This is a genomic window from Nonomuraea sp. NPDC050202 (assembly GCF_040656115.1).
Classification (GTDB): domain Bacteria; phylum Actinomycetota; class Actinomycetes; order Streptosporangiales; family Streptosporangiaceae; genus Nonomuraea.
The window spans coordinates 1-11,168 of sequence record NZ_JBFALF010000090.1; the positions used below are offsets into that span (position 1 = coordinate 1).

Here is an 11,168-nt window from a genome sequence, read left to right on the forward strand (position 1 = left end):
TTCGCGCGCGGCGGCTTCGGCCCTCGCGACGACCTCACCTTCTTCATCGACTCGGGCCTGGTCCACGTGGACGACGCCGTGGAGCCGCCACGGCAGGCCTGCCTGCTGACCACGCCCCGCCACTACCGCGCCTGGGGCGTCCCGCGCCACCTGACCAGCCGCCCGCACTTCGACAGCCCCGAGCCGGTGTCACTCGGCCCCCTCACCCGGCGGGACCCGCTCGTGGCCGTCGCGAAGTCCCGGACGACGCCGTGGCAGTCCTTCGGCGGCGTACGCATCGACGGCCTGCTGTCGCACGGCTTCCTCAAGGCGTACGCATGGACGCTGGACTTCGACAGGGGACGGTACGTGTTCCGATCAGCGCCCGGCGCGGGCGAATAGGCAAGCCAAGTACGAAAAGGGGTGAGCGATGGAGCAGGGCGCGCTCAAGAACGGCCTGCCGTACAACACGGCGGGCGGCCTCATCGAGCGGGACATATTGCCACTTGCCGCTCTCAGCGACGTACCGAACCTCGAACTCGCCGTCCCGAGGAGGCGCATCATCCCACTGGCCAGCCCGCGCAAGCCGTCATGGCTGAGCATTCTGCACCACCAAGATCGGAGCTAGATGGGGAATTCGACAACTCAACCTGAGCACCGACGACAACACGCGAGCACCGACAGCCTCAACTGCAACCGACAGTCACACCTAGGCATCTTTTGTCGCTCTTGCTACTGTGGTCACAGCTGCGATCTTCGCGCGTCTCCCCATCCGTATCTTGCTGCGGTCGGGTTGACGGCCTCGGAGGTGACCGCTGGCGATGCTGAGCATCGGCCTGGGATACGACCCCGGCTACCTGACGCGCCAGGTCGGCAAGGGCGCCGAGAACTACTACCTGTCATCGATCGGCGACGATGAGCGCGGCGAGCCGCCCGGGGTATGGAGCGGCAGGGCATGCGCCGAGTTAGGCTTCACCGCGGGTGACCCGGTCGACGCCGAAGCCTTCGAGCGGCTGTATCGCAGCTTCGCCGACCCGCGCCACCCCGCCTTCAACGACCCCTCCATTCCCGAAGCGGACAAGCCGACGCTCGGCAGTAGACCTGCCCGCTTCACCGAGGAGACCGGCCGCAAGCCCGTCTACTTCCTGGACCTGACCTTCAGCCCTCCCAAATCCGTCACCCTGCTGCACGCCGGTCTGCTGGCCAAGGCCGCCGAACAGCAGCAGCACCATCCCGAGGAAGCGCTCGCGCTGCGGGCCCGCGCCGAGCTGGTGTGGGAGGCGGTCATGGCGGGCAACGCCGCCATGCTGGAGTACTACCAGGACGTGTGCGGGGTGAGCCGCGCCGGCAAGCACGGTCCGAAGGTCGCCGGCCGCTCCACCGGCCGCTGGGTGGACGCGCCCCGATGGGTGGTCGCCTCCTTCCGGCAGCACACCTCCCGCAACGGCGACCCGCAGCTGCACGTGCACAACCCGGTCCTCAACCGCGTCCCGTGCGACATCGACGGCAAATGGCGCGCGCTGGACAGCCGCGCCATCCACGCCGCCCGTCCGGCCGCCGCCGCGCTGGCCGAACGGGTGATGTGGGAGACGCTGACGCGCTCGCTACCGGTTCGCACCCGCGTCCGCGCCGATGGTCACGGGTTGGAGGTGGAGGGCATCGCCGACGACTTGATCGCCGTGTTCTCCTCCCGCAGGGTCGAGGTGTCCGGCCTGCTGGAGCAGTTATGCGCCCAGTACGTGGCCCGCCACGGCCGCCAGCCGTCCGCGCGCGCCTTGTTCTCGATGGCGCAGTACGCCACCCGCGCCACCAAGGCCCACAAGAGCAAGGCGCCCGCCCCAACACATGCCGCGGAACTGGACCACTGGGTGGAGCAGTCCCGCCGGGTCGAGTCAGGGACGCTGGCCGAGGTCCCCGACCGGACGCTGCTGCACGAGGCCGATCCGGAAACCAGGGACCACCGCGAGCGAGCCGCGGCGCTGGCCCGGCACGTCCTGCGCCCAGCAGCGGCGCCGGATGCGGGCGGGGGAGAGGCTGCCGGACCAGACTTGGACGTCGACAAACAGATCCGCGACGTTCTGCAGGCCGCCGTCGCCGACGTCCAGCAGACCAAGGCGATCTTCTCCCGGTATGAGGTGATGCGCGCGATCAACCGGCACCTGCCCGGCCAGCTCGGCGGCCTAGCACCCGGCTCGGTGCGGCTGCTGCTGGAGCAGCTGACCGAACGGGCGATCGGGGCGGGCAACCCGTTCGGGGTGCGGCTGCTGAACCTGCCCGAAGTTGTGGACGTGCCCGATGTGCTGCGTCGAGCCGATGGCAGCAGCGCCTACACCGCGCCCTGCGCTGAGCGGTTCACCACCGATGACCAGCTCGCGGTCGAGAACCGGCTGCTGGCCGTCGCCCAGGCCCACACCGCACCGGCCATCGCGCGCCAACGCGTCCAGGACTGGCTGGCGCCGCGCTGTGCCCGAGCGGGCGGGCCGGGGTTGCGCGAGGACCAAGCCGCCGCGATTTTGGGGATCGCCACCTCCGGTCGCGCGGTGGATGTGTTCGAAGGGCCCGCCGGGTCAGGCAAGTCCTACACGCTGGGCCGGTTGACCGGGCTGTGGCGCGCCGCGCAGGGCACGGGTGCGATCGGCCTGACGCTGTCCACCAACGCCTCCCACGTGCTGGTTGATGAGGGCTTCGAGCGGGCCTTCAACATCCGGCGCTTCCTCGCCCTGGACCGAGCGGGCAGACTGCGCATCGAGTCTGGCACGCTGATCGTCGTCGACGAGGCGTCCATGGTGCCCACCGCGGACCTAGCCGCCATCCAGCAGGTCGCCGAGCGGGCGTTCTGCAAGGTGGTGTGGGCCGGCGACACCGCGCAACTGTCCGCGCCGCAGGCCGGCGGACTGATGCGGGTGCTGGCCTCCGACGCCGGCTCGCACGCGCTCACCACGGTGGAGCGGATGGAGGCCACGTGGGAGCGGGAGGCGTCCCTGCGGCTGCGCGCCGGCGACGTCAAGGTGGTGGACACCTACGACGAGCACGGCCGCATCGTGGAAGGCGACCGCGAGCACATCACCGCCCGCCTGGTGGCCGACTACCTGGACGACCGCGCCGCCGCACGGCGAGCGATCATACTGACCATGGTTAACGCCGACGCCCGCGAACTGTCCGCCCGGGTCCGCGCCGAGCTGGTGCGCCGCGGCGAGGTCAGCGCCCACGGCATCCGGCTGCGCGACGGCACCACCGCCGGCGTCGGCGATCTGGTGATGGCCCGCGCCAACACCCGGCGCGTCAACATCGCCGGCACCTGGCGCACCCTGTCCAACCGCGACGTCCTGCGCGTCCACCAGGTGCTCGACGACGGCGCCCTGATCGGCCACCTCACCAGCCGCGCCCATCCCGGCGGCGACCCCGGCCGGCGCGTCTACATCCCGGCCAGCTACGCCGCCCAGCACCTCGAGCTCGGCTACGCCAGCACCGCCCACGCCGCCCAGGGCCGCACCGTGGACGTCGCCCGCGCCCTGATCGACGGCCGCGTCACCCACCAGATGCTGTACGTGATGCTGACCCGCGGCCGCTCGGCCAACGTCGGCTACGTCGACGTCAGCGTGCTCACCGCCGCCGACCTGCGCGAAGGCGGCCAGCAAGCCACGCAACTGGCCGGCCCCGACCCCGCCCCCGGCGCCCCCACCTTGAACGCCCGCACCGTGCTCGCCCACGTCCTCGAACGAGACGACGCCGGACCCGCCGCCGTCGAAGCCCTGCGCCAGGAAAGCGAACGCGTCACCCACATGGCGCACCTGACGGCCATCTGGCGCGACCTCATCACCCTGGCCACCCGGCCCCGCCACCGCCAGGCGCTGACCGCCGCGCTCACCCCCGACCTGTTCGACCGGCTCCAGCACGACCCGGCCCGCCGCACCCTCTACGCCCTGCTGCAGCACAGCGAGCTGGCCGGACACGACACCCGCGCCCTCATCCACCGCGCCGCACACCAGCGTTCCTTCGACGGCGCCCGATCCGTCGCCCAGGTGCTGCACCACCGCATCGGCCGCCTGCTCGCCGCCAACGGCCACGACAACACCGCCGATGGCGCGCCCTCCTGGCGGTGGCGTGACCGCACCCCGCACATCGACGACCCAGACCTGGCCAGAACCGCGCTCGAGGTGGCCGAGCGGATGGACCAGCGCACGGAAGAACTCGGCCGGCGCGCGGCCGACCACCCGCCCGAGTGGGCGCTGCGACAGCTCGGCGAGGTCCCCGACGAGCCGCTGCTGCGCCACGAATGGATCGTCCGCGCCGGCGTGATCGCCGCCTACGGCGAGGCATACGGCACCTGGCTGCTCACCGACCACCGCCCAGGACCGCTCGCCCCCGACCGCGACGCCGCCTGGCAAGCCGCCCGAAACGCCCTGCACCAGCGAAACCTCCCAGGCGCCTCCTCTGAACGCCCAGGTCTTGGCCAGAACCCGCGCGGCGAGTCGTCCGGACACCGCGCCGCCGACCTCACACCACCGGACCGGCAGAACAACACCGAGCCGCCAGCTCGCAGCGACTCCGTGGCGGCGATGCGCCAGGCCGGCGCCCTCCTCGCCCTGTCCCACACCCCCCACCAAGTGGGACTGCTCGACCAAGCCGACCTGGCCGCCCGCGCGGACGCCCTCGCCGCCCGAGCCCGCGACGCGGCCACCGATCTGGCCGCCGCCGAGCAGCGCGCCCGAACCTACGCCGGAACCGGGGGAGGACCTGCCGAACGCGAGCTGGTCGCCAAACGCCACCAGCTCACCGACCATCTCCAGCACATCGACGCGGCCACCACAGCACAACAACGCCTGCAGCAGGCAGAGCAGAAGCTGCAGCAGGCCCGCGCCGTCTCGTCCTCCGGTCAGCGCGACAGCCTCGTGGCGGCGCAAGAACAGCACCGCTCAGCGGCAGCGCAGGCCCGCCAAGCCTTCGCCCAAGCCCCGCCCCGCACGGTGTGGCCCCTGATCCGCCACCAGCACCACCAACTGACCAGCCACTGGGACAGCCTGCTGCACGACGTCCGGCGCGCCGACATCCAAGCCGCCGAACACGACGCCGCCACCGCCCGCACCACCCAGCAGCAGATCCGCACCGAACTGGACGCTCTCCAGCAAGAACTCGCCCGCCGCGCAGCCCTTCCGCCGGCCCGCCACCGCATCGAACAAGCCGCCCGCGACCACCACCACATGCGGCAACAACGCCAGCACCTCCTCACCGCCCTGACGAACACACCCGACGGCATCGGCCTGCTGGACGACAGGCAACTCTCCAGACGCATCGCCGAACTCCGGCACCGCGGCCAGGAACTCCAAGGCGCCATCCGCACTGCCGAAGAAGACCTGGCCGGCTGGACCGAACGCGGCGGCGGCCCAACAGAGCAGAACCTGCACCGTCACCGCCAAGAGCTGGCCGAACAGCTGCGACGTATCGACGACGCACACCAAGGCGCCCAACGCCGCGACCGCGAGGCCGCGCACCTCAGCGACCTCGCCAGGCAGAACGCGACAGTCCTGGAACGCATCCAGCACATCCGTCACGAACTACGCACCGGCAGACCCCTGCTTCCCAAAGCCCGAGCCCGGCGCGCAGCGCTGGAAAACGAACTCGGCCAGCTTTTCGAGAAGAACGCACAGCTGCTTGCGCAGCTCCAGACGCGGCAGCAGGACCACGCTACGACAGAGCAGGCGGCCCGCTCCGCCGCCGAACAAGCGCCGCCTGCGTCCCTGTGGCCACAGCTACGCCACCGGGCCGCCGAACTGGACCGCACCTGGCAGCAGGCACTCCAGCACGCCCGCGACAGCGACCAGGAGGCAGGCCGCAGCCACCTCGACCAGGTACGCCGAGAAGCTGCAACGCTCGACCTCACGCTGAAGGCCGCCGTCGAAGAGACCGAGCGCCGCAAGAGACTGCCGCAGCATCAGCGCCAAGCCGAACGCGCCGCCCGACGCGAACACCAGCAGCGCCTGCGCGAAACGGACCAGATCCGCGAGGCCACTCGGGCCGCGACCCGACCCGAGGCGCCACACCGCCCAGAACCACACCGGGAGCCCGCTCATCGCGACGAACTGGGCCGCTGAAGGGAGTCGGTCCCGCCCCTTACTCCACCGCCGAGTACGGCGGGAAGATCTGTTCGGCGGCGGCGCTGATGGAAGCCACCTGCTCCGACGAAAGCTGCGGCGGATGCCGCCGGATCCAGCCGCACAACCGGCCGGCTCGCAACATGGTCACCCCGGACTCCGTCAGCGCACCCCAGCGAGGCAGCTTCGCCCCATGCACCGCGACCACCGGCATGACCGGCACATTCCACCCGCCCGCACGCAGCACCTCACCCGACCCAGCGGCCTCGAACACTTAACGCCCGCCAGCGCACGGTCGCCAGCTCACTCATCGCACCCTTACGCCACGCCGCCGCCGGCGAATGCACCCGCCACCGCTGCACCGCATCGGCCAGCACCACCACCGCTGCCAATCAGACCGATCTGCCGACTCCACACCCAGGCCACCACCGCGAACGCGGCCACCGCCCGAACCGCCCGAACCAGCCACCGGCGCGCCCGCCCTCCCGCCACCGCGCCCGATACCGCGCCTGCGCCGATGCACCGGCGCCCGACATGTGACGACGAGTCACCACATGGCCATGCTGGAGTACAAGGCGCGTTTGTATGGCAGGACCTTCGTCAAGGTGGGCCGGTTCTTCCCGTCTTCGAAACTGTGCTCGGTCTGCGGGAAGCTCGCTGAGCGTGCGGGAGTGGGCCTGCGATTGTGGGGCGGTCCATGACTGGGACGTTAACGCCGCAATCAACATCCTCGCCGCCGGACGGGCGGAGAGGCTAAACGCCTGTGGAGGGCCGGTAAGACCATCGCTCGCGGTGGCACCGCCCTGGGAAGCAGGAAGCCCAGGAAGTGCCGCCGCAGGAACAGTGCGGCACAGGCCAGAATCTCCGGCCTTCAGGCCGGGGAGCGCGTCAAACAGGCCACCTACCAGGAGTCCCACGCAAGTCCGAACTCGTCGGCAGGGTCGCGCATGACGCCGGCCGGATCCCGGGACCGTCTACTGCACAGGTGGTGCACTGTCGGCGACGCTGACGTTCAACTGGGCACTCGACGACACCACGCTCCCGACCGGAGCGTCCTCGGCGGCCGAGATAGTCGTAGGTCTCCGGGTCGAAGACGTCCTCCTCCCTGACCCCGGGGGGCGACACCATCGCCGCAGCGATACCCTTGCGTCCCGCGGCATCCTGCGACTCCTTCACCGCCACCACCCCGGAAATCGTGGCCGCCGCGCGGAAGAGCGCACTCCGCTGCGCGGTCGGCAGGTACGACTCCGTGAGGAGCCCGCCAACTCGGGCCCACGCCTCGTAGTCCTGCAACCTGTCGAAGCGTATCTGCGTGTAGAGGTGCCTGCGCATGCCCTCGGTGTCGACTGGCAGCCTGCTGCTGCTCTTGGCCACGGCCAGCGCCTCGGCCAACTCCGGCGCGTCCGCGTCCGAGGTGTCGGCGGTCAGCGGCCATCCCATGACGCCGCCCGACGCGCGGCTCAGCTCGAGCCGCTCGTAGAAGAGCCCCGCGTCCTCCACGAACACGTCGGGCCTATCGGCTTGTTCGGCGGTCCGAACAGTTCGGCCGCGAGCAATGTCGATATGCCACAGCACACCAGCTCTGGTCAACCACGCCATGTCGCATAGATACGGTCGCCCCAGGCCAGGCGATGGTCGCCAGCTTCCGTGGCCATGACGGCGTTCAGCCGTTCCAGGCTCAGCGCTGCATCCTCGGAAGTCATGCCCGTGAACCGGAGTAACGCATAAGCGAACATTCCAGTCCGGTGGATCCCCGCAGAGCAGTGGACCAGTACGTGGCAGCCGTCGCGTAAGAGGGAACTTACCTGCATGAGAGCGGCCCCCAGCCGATAATCGCTGGTAGGCGGTGGAGGGCCGGCGCTGGGGAGAGGGATCCATATCCACTGCATGCCGACCGCCTTGACAGCAGAGCCAAGCTGCATGGCACCTTCATGCTGGGACAGCAGCGTCACCACGTGCGTTACGCCCAACGATTCGAATACCGGGAGTGCCCTTAATTTCGGCCGTCTCGATACCGACAGCGTTCCACGGCCAGCGGGAATCTGGTCGACAGATGGTTGGGGCGACACATACGGGATGCTACCTGCGGGCCCATCGATATCGCGGCAGTTTATCGACCGCCGCCCCGTCGCACCACTCCTGGCACCTTCAGCGACAAGCTGCACATCAAGCCGCCAACCCGCACGGGGGAGCGGCCGCCAGCCGCGCAGCCTCCGCGAGCTTTCGGGCCCGGCTGACGGCGAGGGTTTGGAGCGCCTGCCGGTGAGCGACGCCAGGGTGATCTGAACCGCGCCATATAGGCCTTGGCCTGGCGTTGCCCTTCTTCGTCACTGGAAGCCGTCCCTTCGGCGAGGACCCACGCACCCCGCCCAGGGGCAGACCCGCGACCACGCGGGCGTAAGACTCGGCGGGACATGTCGTTCCCCTCAGGAACACCTTCTCTCCCTTCCGGCGCTGGGCGCTTCGCGTGCGAGAGCACCTCGCGCGGATCGCACTCACGCTCGGCGCGGCCGGTTTCCGCGCCGAGGCCACCACGCTCCTGTCCCGCATCCTCGCCGGAGCCGACTCGGGTTCCCCCGCGAACCTCGCCAGGACCCGCCCGGGCACCAACGACGACCTCGCGGGAGCCGGCTTGGGCTCCCCGGCCGACCTCGCCGGACCTGGCGCAGGCTGGCCTGTCGATCTTGTCGGTGCCGACCTGGCCGCGTTCGGCGGGGCGTGCGCGGTCGTGGGGCGGCGGGACGAGGCGGAGCGGTGGTTCGCCGCCGCGCGTGAGCTGGCCGACGGCCACCGCTCCAACTGGACCGTCCGCCTGCCGCTGGTCTGGGCGCTCACCGAGTGCGGCCGTGAGGAGGAGGCGCGCGCGGTCCCCGACGAAGGCCAAAGGGTGCCGAAGGGCCAGCACGCCGGCGTGGAGTGGCTGGTCTGCCTGCTCAGACGAGGTGAGACCGACCTGGTACGCCTGCTGCTCGAAGAACGCAGCGTGCGTTACGAGCCCGACAAGTCGCACACCGCCGGCAAGAGCTGGTTCGACGACTGGACGGCGGCCCGCGCATTCGCCGTCTACGGGCAGCCTGACCTGCTGCGATTGTGGGCCGACGTCCGACAAGCCTCGGTACGGGAGCACCTGCCGCTCGCCGAACGCGTCGCGGCCGAGGGCAGGCCCACCGGCCCGGACCCGAGCCAGCTGACCGATCTCACCGCCGGGCACGCCATCTCATGACGCTCCCCAAGGCGGCCAGACGGCGCGAATCGGCGCACCTGGCGAGGATCGCCGCCGGGTACAGCCACCTCGGCGCCGTACTCGACCTGCTGCAGGGAACGAGCGACCCGGGCACCTACGGCCTGGACAGCAACACCCGTACCTGGGTGGCGCTCAGCGCGCGACCGGCGTGGACGTCGAGGTGTGGTGACCGGGTGCCGCTCGCCGGGCCCGCGAGCCCAGCGTTAGCATGGCCGGTGGCGGCCGTTCCGCGCCCAACCTCCGGCGACCCGTCCCAGCCGGGTCACCCCAGGAGGCAAAGGGGGGTTCACCTCTCGGACGGATGGTCTGTCGTCGGATCGTGCGCCGCCGCACCGGTCGCTGGGGGACGCGCGGGCGGCGCGCGGGAGACGTACATGACCAGGCAGGCTGACTTCAAACGGCGGGTACGCGCCCGCATGGCCAAGACCGGCGAGTCCTACGCGGCCGCCCGCAGCAGGCTCCTGGGCGACCGGCCCACGGAGGAGGCGCTGGCCCAGGCGCTGCACGTCAGCAACGGCGACTGCACCGACCTGGCGGGCACCGGGCTGGCCCGGCGCATCATCTACTGGCGCGACGTCCTGCACGAGGGCCCGGTCCCCGACGTCGGACGCGAGGAGCTGCGCCGGATCAGGGCGGCGTTCCTGCTGGGGCGGACGCGGACGACCACGCCGAGGGACTGCACATGTTCGAGGAACGTGACGCGGCGCTGGAGGCCAACCGCGACGGCGAGTACGTCCTGTGGTTCGAGGCCGACCTGTACGACCAGCTCCAGATCACCCAGATCCTGGCCCGCCTCGCCGAGTACGAGGTGCCGGCCGAGCACATCATGCTGATCTGCATCGGCGAACATCCCGGCATCGCTCGCTTCGGCGGGCTGGGCGAACTGCGTCCCGAGCAGTTGCGCGAGCTGCCCGCGACCAAGGCGTGCGCGCGGCTCACCCCGGCCGCGCTCGACCTGGCCACCCGGGCGTGGGCGGCCTTCCGCGCGCCGACGCCGGAGGGCCTGCCCGCGATCTCCGCCACCCGCTCGGGTGAGCTGCGCTTCCTGGGCGAGGCCTTCGAACGCCTCAGCCGCGAATACCCCTCCACCCGGGACGGGCTCTCCCTCACCGAACGCCGCATCCTGGCCGCCGCCCCGCCGGACGAGGACGCCACCGCCGGGGCCGTCTTCGGGCGCGCCTCCGGCCGCGAGGCCCGCCCCTACCTGGGGGACGACTGGTGTTACACGATGATGGACCGCCTGGCCCGGGCGCCGCACCCGCTCCTGGAGGTCCGGCCCGCCGGGGCCGCGGTCGAACATGGCACGCCGGTGCGGCTGACCGCGACCGGCGCGCGGGTGCTGGCGGGCGAGGCGGACCACGTACGGCTCAACGGGGTGAACCGCTGGATCGGCGGGGTGCACCTGACCGGCCGGGACGTGCGATGGCGGTGGGACGAGGGCCGGGAGGCCCTGACCGGCTAGTAGAGCTTGTACGGATTTGAAATCACAGGGATCGCCTGCGGTACGGTCGTCAATCCTGGTAGGCCATCGACATGGCGCGTGGAGACCTCACCGATGAGGAGTGTCGTTGATTGAGCCTCACTTGCCGCTGGGTGAGCGTGGCCGATTCCGGACCTTCGGTGGAAGAGCGCACAGTTCCTCGCGTTGCGCGCCAGGATCGTGCTGCGCTGCGCCGCGGGCGGCACAGAGCCACGCATGACGCCATTCCCTCCCGACACCGGCCCGCGGCGCCATCCCGACGTCTTCGACGTCGCCGACTGGCAGCGGCATGCCGGCGACCTGCTGGACACCTGGCTGGAAGAGGAGTTCACCTGGGCTGGCCGCCCGCTCGCCCGCTTCGCAGTACGGGAAG

8 protein-coding genes and 1 pseudogene are annotated in these 11,168 nt (G+C 70.9%); 6 read left to right on the top strand and 3 right to left on the bottom strand.

Annotation, left to right across the window (positions count from 1 at the left end; all coding sequences use genetic code 11):
• The 3 genes from AB0I79_RS62650 to mobF all read left to right on the top strand — a co-directional run.
• A partial coding sequence (locus AB0I79_RS62650; RefSeq protein ID WP_357896041.1) for a hypothetical protein occupies window positions 1-381 on the top strand: 381 nt, incomplete at its 5' end.
• 28 nt (window positions 382-409) lie between these two features.
• A complete protein-coding gene (locus AB0I79_RS62655) occupies window positions 410-607 on the top strand; it encodes a hypothetical protein (RefSeq protein WP_357896044.1) in 198 nt (65 codons plus the stop codon).
• A gap of 193 nt (window positions 608-800) precedes the next feature.
• Window positions 801-6,071 (top strand): MobF family relaxase, encoded by a 5,271-nt coding sequence (gene mobF / locus AB0I79_RS62660; RefSeq protein WP_357896047.1) that lies wholly within the window; start codon window positions 801-803, stop codon window positions 6,069-6,071.
• A 19-nt stretch (window positions 6,072-6,090) separates the two neighbouring features.
• On the opposite strand, the gene AB0I79_RS62665 is transcribed toward mobF, so the two are convergent.
• Window positions 6,091-6,285: a hypothetical protein gene (locus AB0I79_RS62665; protein ID WP_357896050.1), complete on the bottom strand. Its 195-nt coding sequence runs from the start codon at window positions 6,283-6,285 to the stop codon at window positions 6,091-6,093.
• A 346-nt stretch (window positions 6,286-6,631) separates the two neighbouring features.
• On the opposite strand from AB0I79_RS62665, the pseudogene AB0I79_RS62670 reads away from it, so the two are divergent.
• Window positions 6,632-7,022 (top strand): annotated as a pseudogene (locus tag AB0I79_RS62670) (transposase).
• Here AB0I79_RS62670 and AB0I79_RS62675 read toward each other — a convergent pair.
• Together AB0I79_RS62675 and AB0I79_RS62680 are read right to left on the bottom strand one after the other, a co-directional pair.
• On the bottom strand, window positions 6,960-7,670 hold the full coding sequence (locus AB0I79_RS62675; RefSeq protein ID WP_357896053.1) for a hypothetical protein: 711 nt from the start codon (window positions 7,668-7,670) through the stop codon (window positions 6,960-6,962). The pseudogene AB0I79_RS62670 and the gene AB0I79_RS62675 sit on opposite strands and share 63 nt — an antisense overlap.
• Complete coding sequence (locus AB0I79_RS62680; protein ID WP_357896062.1) at window positions 7,658-7,993, bottom strand: tyrosine-protein phosphatase; 336 nt, start codon at window positions 7,991-7,993, stop codon at window positions 7,658-7,660. Before AB0I79_RS62680 ends, AB0I79_RS62675 begins: the two co-directional genes overlap by 13 nt.
• Window positions 7,994-8,538: 545 nt before the next feature.
• Between AB0I79_RS62680 and AB0I79_RS62685 the strand changes: the two genes are divergently transcribed.
• The gene (locus AB0I79_RS62685; RefSeq protein WP_357896056.1) at window positions 8,539-9,294 is read left to right on the top strand and encodes a hypothetical protein; all 756 of its coding nucleotides are present in this window, start codon (window positions 8,539-8,541) and stop codon (window positions 9,292-9,294) included.
• A gap of 703 nt (window positions 9,295-9,997) precedes the next feature.
• Window positions 9,998-10,777 carry a hypothetical protein gene (locus tag AB0I79_RS62690; protein ID WP_357896059.1) on the top strand — a complete coding sequence of 260 codons (780 nt, stop codon included), beginning with the start codon at window positions 9,998-10,000 and terminating at the stop codon, window positions 10,775-10,777.
• The last annotated feature ends 391 nt before the right edge of the window (window positions 10,778-11,168 follow it).

Coding starts and splice junctions, on each gene's coding strand:
- AB0I79_RS62655 (WP_357896044.1), top strand. CDS start 410: ATGGAGCAGGGCGCGCTCAAGAACGGCCTGCCGTACAACACGGCGGGC.
- mobF (WP_357896047.1), top strand. CDS start 801: ATGCTGAGCATCGGCCTGGGATACGACCCCGGCTACCTGACGCGCCAG.
- AB0I79_RS62665 (WP_357896050.1), bottom strand. CDS start 6,285: ATGCCGGTGGTCGCGGTGCATGGGGCGAAGCTGCCTCGCTGGGGTGCG.
- AB0I79_RS62675 (WP_357896053.1), bottom strand. CDS start 7,670: ATGGCGTGGTTGACCAGAGCTGGTGTGCTGTGGCATATCGACATTGCT.
- AB0I79_RS62680 (WP_357896062.1), bottom strand. CDS start 7,993: ATGCAGCTTGGCTCTGCTGTCAAGGCGGTCGGCATGCAGTGGATATGG.
- AB0I79_RS62690 (WP_357896059.1), top strand. CDS start 9,998: ATGTTCGAGGAACGTGACGCGGCGCTGGAGGCCAACCGCGACGGCGAG.